This window comes from Type-F symbiont of Plautia stali (assembly GCF_059731105.1).
In genome coordinates, this window is the sequence record NZ_AP035909.1 from 1603298 (window position 1) to 1617579 (window position 14282).

Below are 14282 nucleotides of genomic sequence, written 5' to 3' on the forward strand. Positions count from 1 at the left end.
TCGTAATAAGTTTTTTGAATCTGCATCGAATCGCTGGAGGTAAAGCTTGAGCCTTGTCAGGCGAATGGTTTTTTCATTTTATTTGTTAACTCTTCAGGCTTGTAATATGAATACAATCCATCCGGAAGAATTTTTTCCAGGAAGTCAGTTACAACTGGCTCAGGCAATCGAAGAGGGCAACATTGATGAGGTGGAAAAATTATCAACGCAAACCGATCTTAACAAACCTGGCGAAAAGGATTTAACGCTTTTGTATTATGCCCTCAGTGAGGCATCAAAAAAGGAAGTTAACAGAATCAATATATTGAGTGTTTTAGTAAAACATGGCGCTAATCCTCTTCAATACGTAGTTGATATGGGATCTGTGGCAACTAATACAGCGGGATACGCAGACCCTGTGTTTTTTAAAGCCTTAATTAAAGGCGGGATGGATAAAAATGCGAGATTTGAAAGCACGCCGATAATATTTTATGCAACCAATGAAAGATCCTTCCCGACTCTGAAATATCTTGTAGAGATTGGTACTGATGTCAATGCAAAAGATAGCTTAGGTCAAACGGCAATTTTTCAAGGTCTGTATGGTCAACAATATGATCAGGTTGAATACCTTCTCAATCATGGCGCAGATGCAAATATTACTGATGTTAATAATGTAACTTTTAATCAGTTTTTGGATAAAATTATTAGTAACACAAATAAAGATAATGTAAAAGCTATTGATAAGCTGAATGAGATAAAAGCGCTGGCACAAGGAAATCGATAGGGTTTAGTCCAGGCTGAGTGGTATGGGGTAGTTGTATGTAATTCGCCAGGCAATATTAGTGTCAGCCTGTCCTGTACCGCTATGCTTAAACCATAAAAACAGAGTTCTTGTCATTATTCGGGATAAGTTCCTTGATTCTGCATCGGGTAGCCTTTGTGACAAGCTCTGATTACTGCACATTATTTTTGATCCCATTCCCGCAATGATCAAAAGCAGACCGGGCTGGCTTTTCCTATTATCGCGCCGCCTGATGTGACCTCTTATTCCCTGGTAAATTCGTTTTATCAATAGCTTTATTCTTCATCCTGTAAATGTTCGCACGGAGCTCCAATGGCAACCGGAAATACGATTGGTAAATTACAATATGCGCCTGCGCCACAAGGCCATGTGGCGGCGGGCAGTGCCAACCCGCCGAAAAAGAAAAGCTGGTGGAGCAATTATGGCGACTGGGTGCATACCGGCCTGGATGTTTTAGGTGCCGTACCGGTTGTTGGCGCCGTTGCCGACGGCGCGAACGCGGCAATTTACACCGCAGAAGGCGATTATGGTAACGCAGCACTTTCAGCTGCTTCGGCGGCAGCTAACTTTGTACCCGGCGGGGGCGCTGCGTTTAAAGCGGGGAAACTGGCCGCAAAGGCAGGTAAAGCAGTCGAAGCCGCGAAAGCGGGCAAGGGTATTGCAAAAGAAGGTGCTGAGCTGGCAGAAAAAGCCGCAGCCAAAGCTGAAACGACCGCCGCTAAAGCCGAAGCTAAAGCCGCTAAAAAAGAGGCTGATGAAGTTATCAGTGCCAAGAAAGCGGGCAGTGAAAAAGGGGGCAGCGATAAAGGCCATGCTCAGAAAAAGACTGAACCGTGTAAAATTCCGGCAAGACCCCTGCCGCAGGTGGAAATGGCGGTAGGTAGTCCGGTTAACCCTCTGCTGGGTATCAAGCTGCTGTTCGGCCCTGAAGACAATGATTTCTCTTTCCCGGCCTCGGTCCCCCTCAACTGGCAACGCTACTATTTTTCTGACGAAACGGGTAATGGCTGGCTGGGGCAGGGCTGGTCTCTGCCCATCTCACAGGAAGTACGCAGAAAAAATCATTTGCTGATATTGATCGATGAGCAGGGGCGCGAAATAGAGTTTCCTTATCCTGAGGCAGGACGCAGGCCACAACTTCATCGCTATGAACAGCTCTCTCTCTCACAACCGCAGGCAGAGGAATTCTGCATTTCAGACGCGGATGAAAGTCAGCATTGGCACTTTACGCATAAAGCTGAATCTGACCGCTGGCTGTTATCAGCCATCAGCGACCGTCACGGCAACCGCCTGACACTGCGTTACGATACCCGGAATCTGCCTGTACAGATTGAGGATAGCGCTGGCCGTCGATTTAATATCACCTTTTCAACATTTTCATCGGATACGGGTATCCCCTTAATCCGTATCACCAGCGTCAGCGTCTGTTATCCGTCTGACCCTCTGAATGCTGAAATTCTGTGCCGCTACGATTATTCGACGCAGGGTGATCTTATTGCTGTGCGTAACGAGCTCAACGAGGTGTTGCGTGAATTCCGCTACCGCAACCATATTATGGTGGCGCATCGTCGCGCGGGCGAGATGGAGTGTTTTTATCATTACGACACCTATGCTCCTGAAGGAAAGGTCCTGGCACATCGTGACAGCCTCGGCGGGGAATGGCGTTTTGAGTATGGCCATCAGTCCACAACGGTCACGGATACCCTGGGACGCGTAACGCGTTACGACTTTGACGACAACCAGGAACTGATCGGCTATCAGGATGCGATGGAAGGCTATATTCGTATCAGACGGAATGTTCGCGGTCAGATGACAGAGCTCACCGATCAGTGCGGCCGGGTAACGCGTTACCGCTATGATGAACGTGGCAACTGTACGGCCATCATTGAGCCAGACGGTCAGACTACACGTTTTGACTATCACGAACGCTGGAATATGCCGGTTCGTGTGACCAACATGCTGGGTGGCACCCGGGAATTTAGTTACGACACCGCAGGAAACTTAATCCGCTTCTCGGATGAGATAGGGCGCATTACAGAATATAACCATGACGATCGCGGCAATCTGGTCAGGGTACGTGATGCTGCAGCGGGCGTACAAACGTTATGCTGGAACCAGGCCAACTTCCTTATCAGTCATACCGACTGCTCCGGCCGAACCACCACCTTCGATTATGATAAATATGGCTGGATGAAGCAGCAGACTGATGCAGCAGGCTGCCTGACGCAGTTTTTTAACCGGTGGAATGGGCTGCCTCAGCAGATAGTGCATGCCGATGGTGGATCAGAGAGTTTTGAGTTTGATCGCTGGAAACGTCTGGTTGCCTGGCAGGATCCTCAGGGGCAGGTTACACGCTGGACACTGGCAGCGGATGGCGTGCCGTTATCGAGAACTGATGCACTCGGCCACAGCATTGGCTACGAATATGATCTGGCCCGTCGCCTGACCGCACTGACTAATGAAAATGGCGCACGTTATGCCTTTTGCTACGATGCCCGGGATAACCGGATAGAGGAGCGCGGGTTTGATGGGTGTAAAACGCGATATGAATATGATGAGAGTGGCTGGCTGCTGGCTCGCATTGAAGAAGGCGATGGCAGCGGGCCGGTAATCCAGTCACGCTATCAGCGTGACACGGCCGGGCGATTGCTGGAAAAAATGGTGTCGCGCGGAGGCGATGCAGTATGGCAACGTACCCGCTATCGTTATGATGCGCTGGGTCGCCTGACTGCAGGGGTAAATCACGGCGGTCGCTCTGAGCTGGAATGGGACGATGCAGGTCAGTTACTTGCTGAGCGGACGCTGGTTAGGGGGCACCGTTACGAACTGCGCCACAGCTATGATGAGCTGGGTAACCGGACGCATACCACCTTGCCGGATGGCCGGGAACTGAAGCAGTTTTATTACGGCAGCGGGCATCGGGTCCAGGTTAACTTTGGTAACCGGGTCATCAGCGAAAGCGAACGTGACGTCCTGCACCGGGAAGTGCGACGTACCCAGGGCGCAATCACCAGTGAATATCTGCACGACGAGATGGGACGGCTGATAAGCCAGCGTGCGGGCCGTGGCGCTCAGTCAGCGGTGGCACGCGAGTATGTCTGGCGGCGCGATGGACAGCTGACGCAGATGACAGATAAATACACGGGCGATTATCGTTACGAATATGACGCACTGGGACGTATGACGCGGGCGCGTGATGAGTATTTTGCCTTTGACCCGGCGCACAATCTGCTGAGCGAGGCCCAGGCGCAGCCCCTGCAGGATAACCGACTCAGGGTTTATGAAGATAAACGCTGGACCTATGACTGTTTCGGCAATGTGACGCGCAAACAGAGTGGCCGACACACAGATCAGCAGTTTATCTGGAACGCTGAACACCAGCTGACCGAATCGGTGAGCACCCGAAACGGGACCGAGCAGCGAACTACCTACGGCTATGATGCATTTGGCCGCCGAAGCTGGAAACGCGATGCTTTTGGTATCACGCGCTTTATCTGGGAAGGCAATCGCCTGCTGAGTGAGGTGAGAGGGTCCCGACAGCACCTCTGGATTTACGAAGAGAACAGCTTTGCTCCCCTGGCGCAGATCAGTCTGCAGCAGGGTCAAACGGAGCATGAAGCTCAGGTTAACTGGTATCACAACGATGTGTCTGGTCTGCCACGGGAGCTGACCGGTACTGATGGCAGTGTGGTCTGGCGCGCCGTCTATCGTGCCTGGGGTAATACACTGCGCACAGAGCAGGTCGCAGTAGAGAGTGCCGAGCCGGTTTATCAGCCACTGCGCTATCAGGGTCAGTATTTCGATGCGGAAACAGGTTTGCACTATAACCGCTTTCGCTATTATGATCCGGATGCGGGCAGGTTTGTGAGCCAGGATCCGATAGGGCTTGCTGGTGGGGTTAACCTTTATCAGTATGCGCCGAATCCATTAGGCTGGATCGACCCTTTAGGGTTGAGTAAGTGTAAACCCAATAAGAAAACAACTTATGAAGGTGTTAGTCGTCGAGATGCATTCAGGCAGGCTAAACGTGATGCGGGTGTGCCAAATAACCAGCAGCCTTTTGAAGTGAGCAGGGCTAAATTAGGTGATGGTTATGGTGATTATATGAGAGATAAAAATGGTATCCCTCTTGAGACTCGACAATATCATTTTAAAGACGGAAATGGTTCGACTGTGGTAATTCAGGAGCACAGTTTAGGACATGCTAAAGCAACTCCTTTACATGGTGCTGAGCCACATTTTAACGTAAGACCAGTCGAACCAATTACTGGGAAAGTTTTAGATACTGGTAGTGTTACTGGAACTCACGGTCATTATAATTTTCCGTAAGGAGTCGATATGTGGTTTGAATGTGCTTTGCATAAAGAAAAAATAACTCATATGTTTGGTGATGTTTTTGAATTAAAAGAAGCTCAATTAAATGGATTCTACTTTCATGAAACATCATCCATCAGATTCTTGTTCAGCATTAAAGGTATCCCTGAAAAACATCCTAAGAAATGGGATGGTAAAGGATATAATGCGATGAATGTTGTTCTGGGTTTTGATGGGATAAAGAACTTTAATACTAATTGCTGCAAGATTAATTTTATATGCAATCCGGAAATTTTTAGCTCTCAAGGTAAATCTACAATTAGCATAAAAAGTGAGATGGGCTCTATCTTTTGTGAATCGGAGTTTCTAACAATCGAAAATATTAGCCCGTATACTGATATAAGATGGGATTGATTTGGCTTTAAATAGGAATGACATAATTTGGTTATTATGTATAAATATAATAATTAGTGAGGTGAGAGGCTTGCGCCAGCACCTCTGGGTTTACGAAGATAACAGCTTTGCACCGCTGGCGCAGCTAAATCTGCAGCAGGGAGAGACTTAGTATGACGCTCAGGTTAACTTAACTGATATCAGAACGATGTGTCAGATCTTCCACGGGAGCTTACCGGAACTGATGGCAGTGTGGTCTTGCGTGCCGTCTATCGTGCCTGGGTAATACGCTGCGCACAGAGCAGGCGGCAGTGGAGAGTGCCGAGCCGATTTATCGGCCGCTGCGCTATTAGGGTCACTATTTCGATGCGGAAACAGGTTTGCACTATAACCGCTTTCGCTATTATGATCCGGATGCGGGCAGGTTTGTGAGCCAGGATCCGATAGGGCTTGCTGGTGGGGTTAACCTTTATCAGTATGCGCCAAATCCGCTGCGCTGGATTGACCCATTAGGGTTGAGTAATTGTAAACCAGAACAAAAAGATGAAAAATTTCCCTCGCGAAATGCAGCTTTCAGAGCAGCGAAAAGGGATGCTGGGTTTCTATGAATAAAGCGCCAACAATAGTTGAAAAGGTAAACTTTACGGATAGAGACGGCCATAATAGACTCGGTGAAGATTATCAGCCTATAAAAACAAGATAATATACATTTAATAGATATGGGAAAGATGATGGGGTTATTCAGAATCACTGGCCTGGACATATCTATGGCCCCGAGGAAACTCCTGGTAACCAAGGGCCACATCTAAACATTCGACCTGTCAACGATACTCGTAATGGCAAAGTTTCAGGTACCCTCGGACATTATCCTTCTTAGGGAAAAGTATGACTAACTGGATAGAATTTATTGTCAACTCACAACCCATAAAAGCAATATATGGAGATTGTACGCCTTCATTAGAAAATGTTGAGGTTTATAGTATTCTTTTTAACAGGGATGGCCCGACCGTATCTATTAAACTAAACTTAAATGAATACCCAGTAAAGCCACCAAAAAAGTGGGAGGTTCAAAAGTTTAACACTGTTCAGATTGTTCTTTCCTTTTCAGAGGTGAAGTCAATAAATATGTCTGGCTGGGTTTATACGAATTATTCTATGGATTTAATGGTTTCTAAAATAAATGAATTAATATCATTAAGTGCAAAAAATAATGATTTTGAAATAAACCTGGAGTCTGGTTTCGTAGATGTGGATTCAATATCAGCTTACTTGAAATGATAGAATTAATATAGGGTGGGTTAAAATTATCCATATTAAGTGATGACTGCATCCAATACGAGATGGGAGATGTGAAATAAAGCCGGAAGCGATCCACTCGTTTCTTCCGGCTTTATTTTAGCGGCTGGTCTCAGCCAGTAAGACTAGGGCACTGCTGCAGAGCCTGTTACATTTCCCGCTTTCACTGTTCCAGGTGTGGGTGGAGCATGCAGGAACGCCATGCTGAGTTGGTCTGCCAACCGCTGTGCTATCAGGGTCAGTATTTCGATGCGGAAACAGGTATGCACTATAAGCGGTTTCGCTATTATGATCCGGATGCGGGCAGGTTTGTGAGCCAGGATCCAATAGGGCTTGCTGGTGGGGTTAACCTTTATCAGTATGCGCCGAATCCGCTGAGCTGGGTGGATCCGCTGGGGCTGACTAAGTGTGAGAGCTTTACAAAGAACCCTGACGATATCCATTTCATGCAAAGTTCAATTAAGAATCAAACTGGCGAGTATACCGTTCTCAATAACGCATCTGCTCTAAAAACGGTACTCTTAAGCCCACTGATTTACCGGCAATTAAAATTTGGAAAGACTCAAGCGGAAAATTATGGACTCTGGACCACAGGAGACTGGCTGCATTAAGACTGTCAGGGCTGAAAGAAATACCGGTGCAGTGGGCCCCGCAGAAGGAAATTGCTGGCCAAATGTGGAAAATGACCACGAAAACAGATGGAAAAAATTATCATCCTTAAATGGGTGATGGTATCAAAAGAGTTATAGGTGGGTAAAATGTTAGATGATCTATTACCAGTTAGCAGTAGAGATGGGCTTGTTAAATTTATAGTAGCTCTGGCTAAAGATCTTAAAGACAACCCTGATGAATGGGAAAATAAAGATCTCATCTCTTATCTTGAAGCTATAGCCTCATGGATAGAGGATATGGATGGGTACTATGAAAATACGAACCAGCCGTTGCCAAATGATACAAATTGGAAAGTTTTTGCAGATATTTTAATGGCTGCAAAAGTCTACGAATAATAATAGCCGCAAGCGATCTCAACTATCATTTCGGCTTTTAACCTTCAGCCGCCGACCGGGGCCAGCAACGTCTCGAGCTGTTCCCGGTTTTGTCTGGCATCCCGTCTCTGCTGCGCATAAAGGACAACTTTCTCGTGCAGATGGGCCACGCTGAGATCTTGGGGATCAGCACCTGAAATTCTTCTTATTGATTTATTATGGGATCTGGCTCACGAATTAGATCACGAAGGGAAACAGGCTATGAGTATTAATATGGGGTATGATTTTCCTGTTACTTCGGGTTTCTCTCACTAACAGATTCAGCAGCGTTTTTCTAACGTCTTTATGGTAAGCCATCGGATAAGGCTATTTTTGCGGATGTATTAACCCTGAAACGCACAATTCCGGTGACGCCGTGTTCTCACGATACACTTATCTGAAAGAGTACAACCGGAACAGCGTCAGTGGGAACTCAACTCGCCATATGATGCACTGGAACAGTAAAAGACGCTTATCTGACCTGCAGCAATAGCCGCTTAATTCACCGATGCCCGTCAGTCCGGATAATCACTATGTATTTATCGTATCACTATCCTTCTGCCGGTCGGTAGACTGCGGTTCTGGAAACTCAGCTGTCGCGAGCAACTTACCGGCGCCATTGAGTTGTTCAGCACCGACGCGCGTCCTGACCATTAATTCAGAACCCATCCACCTTGCTGACTTGCCCTATCGTCAGTTTTGTCTGTACGGAAAAAAGACTATGTACTCACGTATTACCGCACAGCTGCCGGCGGACGGCCTGCTGTTCCACACGCTGAAGGGCACCGAGGCGCTGTCGCACCCGTTTGTGCTCACCGCCGAGCTGCTCTCCACCGACGCGCGCATCGACCGCCACGCCCTGCTGGGCCAGCCGGTGACGTTCACGCTGCCCACCGACGGCCTGATGAGCGCGCTGAGCCCGCGCTACCTCAACGGTAAAATCACCCGGGTGGCGGTGCGCAGCCAGGAGCTGAACGGCACGCGCTACGCGTGCTATGAACTCACGGTGGAGCCGGACCTGTGGCCGATGAAGCGGGACCGCAACCTGCGCATCTTCCAGAGCCAGACGGTGCCGCAGATAGTGCAGACGCTGCTGAAGGAGTACGGGGTGAGCGTCGAGACGCGCCTGGCGGGCAGCTACCGGGTGTGGGAGTACTGCGTGCAGTATCAGGAGAGCAGCCTGGACTTCATCAGCCGCCTGATGGAGCTGGAGGGGATGTACTACTTCTTCCGCCACGAGGCGGACAAACACACGCTGGTGCTGTGCGACGCGCCGGACCAGCACCAGGCGTTTCCGGGCTACGGGACCATCGCCTATCACGTCACGCCGTCGGGGGGCGTGGTGACGGAGGAGGGCATCAGCCAGTGGTCGCTGTCGGAGAGCGTGACGCCGGGGATGTACAGCACCGACGACTACGACTTCCGCAAGCCGAACGCGTGGATGCTGCAGGCGCGGCAGAACCCGGCGTCGCCGGTGCCGGGCGCGGTGGACGTCTACGACTGGCCGGGACACTTTGTGGACCACAGCCACGGCGAGTCCTACGCGCGCATCCGCCAGGAGGTGTGGCAGGCGGAGCACCACCGCGTCAGCGGGTCGGGCACGGCCACCGGCATCGCGCCGGGGTACACCTTCTCGGTGCTCAACGCGCCGCACTTCAGCGACAACGGCGAATACCTGGTGACCTCGGCGACCTATGACTTCGCCGAGAACCCCTACGCCAGCGGCGACGGCGGGGAGAGCCGCCACAACATTGACTTCACGGTGCTGCCGTCATCGGTGACGTGGCGCACGCCGCCGGAGACGCCGTGGCCGAAGACGCACGGCCCGCAGACGGCGAAGGTGGTGGGGCCGAAGGGGGAGTCTATCTGGACGGACCGCTACGGGCGGGTGAAGGTGAAGTTTCACTGGGACCGTCTGGCAAAGGGTGACGACACCAGCTCCTGCTGGGTGCGCGTCTCCAGCGCCTGGGCGGGCCAGGGGTTCGGCGGGGTGCAGATCCCGCGCGTGAACGACGAGGTGGTGGTGGACTTCATCAACGGCGACCCGGACCGTCCGCTGATCATCGGGCGCGTGTATAACGAAGCAAGCATGCCGCCGTGGGCGCTGCCGGCGGCGGCGACGCAGATGGGGTTCCTGAGCCGGTCGAAGGATGGCACGGCGGACACCGCGAACGCGCTGAGGTTTGAGGACAAGGCGGGTGAGGAGCACCTCTGGATCCAGGCGCAGAAGAACATGGATACCCATGTTAAAAATGACGCCAGCCATTCAGTCGCTAATAATTACAGCCATTACGCAGGTGGCAATGAGCTCTACCGTGTCGAAACGAACCGTGTCCACGGTGTAAAAGGTGGCGAAGAGCAGCTGACCGGTAAGGGCAAACTCGATGCGGTAGTCGATACCTATGTAGTGGGATCGGGCACTCAACTTCGCTTGGAATGCGGAGAGAGCGCTATCGAACTTAACGCGAATGGCCAGATAAATATCGTCGGCAAGGGATTCAATATTTTCGTGCAGGGCGATGGGCATATCACCACATCCGGCGGCAAACTGAATCTGAACACAGATGGCGCTAAACCGGGCACAAGCGCCCCGGGTTCAGGTCATAAACAGAACATCAGCCAGGCCGTAGAAAACCTTTTCCCGCCGAAGTAGAACGGTGAAAAATGGGCTCATATTACTGGTAGAGGTATTACTCAGATGGCTCTGCCAGACGCTATGACCAGGAGGTTACCGAATTTTAAGATTCTTTCAGGTAAATAAATGAAATTATTTATTAGATTGCTTTTTTTAGGTCTTTTTGCATGTGGCTCATCAGGTATTGCTACAGCATCGGATACTCGGGCGTCTTATGCTCAATATAATAGCCTTAGTAGTGTTTCAACTATCTTCAACGATCAGAAAGTTATTTCCAGTTTAAAAGTTATTTTGGGTAATGATTACAGTGACTTCAGCCGGAATTTTGATGTTTTTGGCGAGCCCCACAAAACAGTGAATGGTGGAATATTTGTCGAGGGCTGGTTAAAAGATCTTTATCTGGTTCAGGCATCGGCTTTTGTGATACAACCTGACGGTAAAGTCTATGCTGCATGGATTCTGCCTGAAGATAATAAAATACATTATGTAAGCAATGATCGTAAAAATAGCAAAATGCAGGAAGACATTGCGAACTGGGCAAAACGTTTTGGTAAAGATCAGTCAACTACTCCCGATAAAGTCCAAAAAGAAATTCAAAATAGTGTTGAGAAGTTTTTCGAGACCGCAAAGTTCAGAATTAAAATAATGTCGCTCTGTGCTGAGGGTACGGAGTGTAATGATGTTAGTTACGAGGGAGTCAGGAAATCAGATGGGGCAATTGTCAGATTAAAAGGGAAAGCCACGAAAAGTGATTGTGGTCAAGCAACCTGTCCTGTGCTGGCTTATAAATTCCGAAATTATGACGCGGTCTATATTATCAACAATGTGATTAGCAATCTTACTGTTGTTGTTAATAATAAGATTGTATTATCTGAGGACGGGAAGTGGGAGAGTAACCCCAAATAAACGTATTATCGCGTAGTGGTTGCTGACTTCTGCACTACTATTCGTGATTTTTATCCATCATTTTTCAGCAAGGCTGGACCCGATCATAGTCAGAATGTGTTGGTCAGTAAATGTGGTCAGGGTACGGTCGTTGACAGTGATAATCAGCACTGGTTAAATTATGATGTGGATGAAAGACATATCTCTTTTCAGCTGGATAGTAAAAATTCAGCCATATTATGATGACGCTCAATTCAAATGACTGAAAGTAACAATGCATGACATTTCATACAGGATAAAATTATATTTTATTATTTTGATATGGATGTTTTATCAGGCATGTCAGGGGGGATATGTTTAAATTTCTATTGTTGATTGCCTTTTTATGTCCTCCGGCACTATTTGCCAATGAGTTCTGCCACATTTTGAGCAACGAAGCTAACAATAGAGGTGTTCGTTTTGACAATACCGATAATGTCTATAAGGTCGGCGGAAAAGGCAGGTTGCACTTTCATTCTGCTCCCAATGAAAAATGTATAGAAAAAGACGTTTTTGTTGTTCCTGGTAATGAGTTATATGCTTATGTTGAATATGGAGAATATTACAGTGTAATGTATGTTTCTGATGACGGGAATCAGGTTGATGGCTGGGTTAAAAAAGACAGGCTGGTTGAAACAAAGTATGGTATCGCACCTGATTATGATGCCCAAAAATAGGCATTGCACTTTTTAACCGAAATGGTAATGAGAGTCACTGCATTATGGATGAAAATTTGTGGTGACATTTACAACCGCGTTGGTATTGAAATGTTCTCAACAGCTGAAATAACAGGGTCAATAATGACCTGCGAAGTAAAGGTTAATTGAATGCTTAAGGCGGGTTTAGCGGTTTTGCTGTCAATCTCCTCATTGCCCTTGTTTGCTTCTGATAGCTTTACCGGTCAATGGAGTGGGCAAGAAAAAAATAATGACGGATCACTCTTTTCTACTTTAACTTTAAAGCTAAAGCAGGATCATAATAATATAACAGGGAGGTATTGTTATGTTACCCGAAACGGTAACAAAATAGATTGCCCTGAAGATGATGCAATGAATGTTCAAGGCATTGCAAATGGAACTAATGCTTTAGTTGATTTTGACTCTTCTTTTGGTGGAGTAAAGGGTAAGGCAAGTTTAGAAATTAAAAATAATAAAATTTTATGGAGGTTAATTAAAGAGCCTGAGAGTGGCGATTTCTACGCTCCAGAAACTTACACGCTCGATAAAGAAGTTAATGATGGAGAGTTAAAACCGGATGTAAAGGTTTTTTCAACACCTGAATTTACCGTTACGCTATTAAACGGTTGCGGAGATTTTTATACCGTATGTGATAATGTAAAATACTCAGGCCTCAGAAATAAAGATGGAAAGCAAATCACTCTCTCAGGTAAAACCACGCAGTCAGTTAACTCAGACAGGGCTGACGGGATGATTTTCAGTAATGGCAGCGTGGATTATGTTGTGAGATTTAATCCGCTTGCGTTAAAAGTAACACAAGGGGATAAAATACTTGTGGATCAAAGTGGTAAGTGGGAGTGAAAGTTAAAGGTCTCTTTAATCCCTGCCTGAACATTAATTCATTTTTTATTATCCACTACGATAAAATATAATGATTGAGAATCGCTTTTTAACCAGATTTATAATCGTGCCTATTCTTCTCTTTTTAGCCTGCATTGTCAGGGCTGAATCCGGCACGGAGTCGCTTGCTCCTGCTCTTAATGAGGGTGATTTTTCGGTTCTGCTTAATGACTATGTTTTCACGCCCGGTGATACCTGGAGTGACGAAAGCTTCGTACGCGCAGGCGAGGCACTGAGCTCCGATCTGGCTGGAGAGGTAGTGATTGATAATCAGCAATATAAATATTTCCAGCATACCTATAACGGGTTTGAGTTGTTCAGCGCGACGGCGGCAGGAAAGGGAATGCACCCGATTCTGGCTGAGATTCTTTTGGAAAATGCCAGCGTGCCGACGGCCCGAAATATCATGGTTGGTGACAGCCTGGAAAAGGTTCAGCAAGCCTATGGACCCGGAAAAGAAGATAACAGTGATAATCAGCACTGGCTTGTTTATCAGTCGGGCAAAAAACAGTTGATGTTCCATATCGTTCAGGGAAAAGTCAGTGACATCATGCTGAAAACAGACCCGGGTGCAGAGCAAAGCGAAATCAGCCCTGACCAGGCTATCGGTATCGCCACCGAAGCCATTCATACCTGGCACCTGACCACTCTCGATGATAAATGTCTGCGTTACGATCTCGATGAAAGCCGTGAGAAAAACTTTTTTATCATCACGGTTCGTGAAGATAATCGGGATATTAGTTGCGGTGGCGACCCTGATATTTCGCACCGACTTTTTGATATTAAAGTTGCGCGTGATAATACGCAGATACTCACTAACGCCGATAACGTTGATGGTGATTATCGCGACCTGAATTCTCCTGCCACAAACAATGAATAGACGGACATCCGATATGCATTACCAATTCAATGAGGGCGCTTTTGCGCTTTTTCCTGCTGCCTGGCAGGACACCACCATGAACATTCTGCGCGATGAGGCCAGTGGACTGGCGTGGGTGGTGAGTCGTGGTGTTATTGCAGAAGGCAGTGATGCAGAAAAAGAGTTTCAGCGTCAGTGGGACACATTGCGCAGCCAGATGGGGCACATTCAGCAGAGTGAATTTGTTCCTGTGATGGCCGGTGTGAATAACACCTTACCTGCGACAGAAGTTGAAACCCTGTTTGACCGTAACGGACAACAGGTGTGGCAGAAACAGCTGGCTGCACAGGTTCCTGAGTCGAACATCTTTATGATTTTTACGCTCTCCGCGATGCGTCCATTCAATGAGGAAGACGGTCAGCGCTGGCAGGCTTTCAAACAAAGCCTGAGTCTGAATACGCCACGGAAAGATTAACTT

At 47.9% G+C, this 14282-nt stretch carries 11 protein-coding genes and 3 pseudogenes; all 14 read left to right on the forward strand.

Annotated features, from left to right (window positions below; genetic code table 11):
• Positions 1-106 precede the first annotated feature (106 nt).
• The 14 genes and pseudogenes from AC6I7A_RS07580 (at position 107) to AC6I7A_RS07645 (ending at position 14279) form a co-directional block, all read left to right on the forward strand.
• Positions 107-763, forward strand: a complete 657-nt coding sequence (locus AC6I7A_RS07580; RefSeq protein WP_058958426.1) for an ankyrin repeat domain-containing protein — start codon at positions 107-109, stop codon at positions 761-763.
• Between the two features lie 330 nt (positions 764-1093).
• The gene (locus tag AC6I7A_RS07585; RefSeq protein WP_058958425.1) at positions 1094-5110 is read left to right on the forward strand and encodes an RHS repeat-associated core domain-containing protein; all 4017 of its coding nucleotides are present in this window, start codon (positions 1094-1096) and stop codon (positions 5108-5110) included.
• 9 nt (positions 5111-5119) lie between these two features.
• Positions 5120-5509, forward strand: coding sequence for an Imm50 family immunity protein (locus AC6I7A_RS07590; RefSeq protein ID WP_498004685.1), 390 nt, complete (start codon positions 5120-5122; stop codon positions 5507-5509).
• 43 nt (positions 5510-5552) lie between these two features.
• Positions 5553-6048: pseudogene (locus tag AC6I7A_RS07595) on the forward strand (RHS repeat-associated core domain-containing protein); the annotation flags it as partial.
• A gap of 155 nt (positions 6049-6203) precedes the next feature.
• Positions 6204-6365, forward strand: a pseudogene (locus AC6I7A_RS07600) (HNH/endonuclease VII fold putative polymorphic toxin); the annotation flags it as partial.
• Between the two features lie 8 nt (positions 6366-6373).
• Positions 6374-6766 carry an Imm50 family immunity protein gene (locus tag AC6I7A_RS07605; RefSeq protein WP_072215531.1) on the forward strand — a complete coding sequence of 131 codons (393 nt, stop codon included), beginning with the start codon at positions 6374-6376 and terminating at the stop codon, positions 6764-6766.
• 227 nt (positions 6767-6993) lie between these two features.
• A pseudogene (locus AC6I7A_RS07610) lies at positions 6994-7505 on the forward strand (RHS repeat-associated core domain-containing protein); the annotation flags it as partial.
• Between the two features lie 37 nt (positions 7506-7542).
• Positions 7543-7791 carry a DUF7660 family protein gene (locus AC6I7A_RS07615; protein WP_058958422.1) on the forward strand — a complete coding sequence of 83 codons (249 nt, stop codon included), beginning with the start codon at positions 7543-7545 and terminating at the stop codon, positions 7789-7791.
• A 739-nt stretch (positions 7792-8530) separates the two neighbouring features.
• A complete protein-coding gene (locus tag AC6I7A_RS07620) occupies positions 8531-10462 on the forward strand; it encodes a type VI secretion system Vgr family protein (RefSeq protein WP_058958421.1) in 1932 nt (643 codons plus the stop codon).
• Between the two features lie 108 nt (positions 10463-10570).
• Entirely contained in the window at positions 10571-11350 is a 780-nt protein-coding gene (locus AC6I7A_RS07625) for a hypothetical protein (RefSeq protein ID WP_498004687.1), read from the forward strand.
• Positions 11351-11682: 332 nt separating this feature from the next.
• On the forward strand, positions 11683-12045 hold the full coding sequence (locus tag AC6I7A_RS07630; protein WP_058958483.1) for a hypothetical protein: 363 nt from the start codon (positions 11683-11685) through the stop codon (positions 12043-12045).
• Between the two features lie 150 nt (positions 12046-12195).
• Positions 12196-12906 carry a hypothetical protein gene (locus AC6I7A_RS07635; protein ID WP_064484528.1) on the forward strand — a complete coding sequence of 237 codons (711 nt, stop codon included), beginning with the start codon at positions 12196-12198 and terminating at the stop codon, positions 12904-12906.
• Between the two features lie 70 nt (positions 12907-12976).
• Positions 12977-13825, forward strand: coding sequence for a hypothetical protein (locus AC6I7A_RS07640; RefSeq protein WP_058958482.1), 849 nt, complete (start codon positions 12977-12979; stop codon positions 13823-13825).
• A 13-nt stretch (positions 13826-13838) separates the two neighbouring features.
• Positions 13839-14279: a DcrB-related protein gene (locus tag AC6I7A_RS07645; protein ID WP_009090722.1), complete on the forward strand. Its 441-nt coding sequence runs from the start codon at positions 13839-13841 to the stop codon at positions 14277-14279.
• The last annotated feature ends 3 nt before the right edge of the window (positions 14280-14282 follow it).

What these genes read in the sequence shown, in the direction of transcription:
- AC6I7A_RS07635 (WP_064484528.1), top strand. Translation starts at nt 12,196, where the DNA reads ATGCTTAAGGCGGGTTTAGCGGTTTTGCTGTCAATCTCCTCATTGCCC.
- AC6I7A_RS07615 (WP_058958422.1), top strand. Translation starts at nt 7,543, where the DNA reads ATGTTAGATGATCTATTACCAGTTAGCAGTAGAGATGGGCTTGTTAAA.
- AC6I7A_RS07640 (WP_058958482.1), top strand. Translation starts at nt 12,977, where the DNA reads ATGATTGAGAATCGCTTTTTAACCAGATTTATAATCGTGCCTATTCTT.
- AC6I7A_RS07605 (WP_072215531.1), top strand. Translation starts at nt 6,374, where the DNA reads ATGACTAACTGGATAGAATTTATTGTCAACTCACAACCCATAAAAGCA.
- AC6I7A_RS07630 (WP_058958483.1), top strand. Translation starts at nt 11,683, where the DNA reads ATGTTTAAATTTCTATTGTTGATTGCCTTTTTATGTCCTCCGGCACTA.
- AC6I7A_RS07580 (WP_058958426.1), top strand. Translation starts at nt 107, where the DNA reads ATGAATACAATCCATCCGGAAGAATTTTTTCCAGGAAGTCAGTTACAA.
- AC6I7A_RS07585 (WP_058958425.1), top strand. Translation starts at nt 1,094, where the DNA reads ATGGCAACCGGAAATACGATTGGTAAATTACAATATGCGCCTGCGCCA.
- AC6I7A_RS07645 (WP_009090722.1), top strand. Translation starts at nt 13,839, where the DNA reads ATGCATTACCAATTCAATGAGGGCGCTTTTGCGCTTTTTCCTGCTGCC.
- AC6I7A_RS07590 (WP_498004685.1), top strand. Translation starts at nt 5,120, where the DNA reads ATGTGGTTTGAATGTGCTTTGCATAAAGAAAAAATAACTCATATGTTT.
- AC6I7A_RS07625 (WP_498004687.1), top strand. Translation starts at nt 10,571, where the DNA reads ATGAAATTATTTATTAGATTGCTTTTTTTAGGTCTTTTTGCATGTGGC.
- AC6I7A_RS07620 (WP_058958421.1), top strand. Translation starts at nt 8,531, where the DNA reads ATGTACTCACGTATTACCGCACAGCTGCCGGCGGACGGCCTGCTGTTC.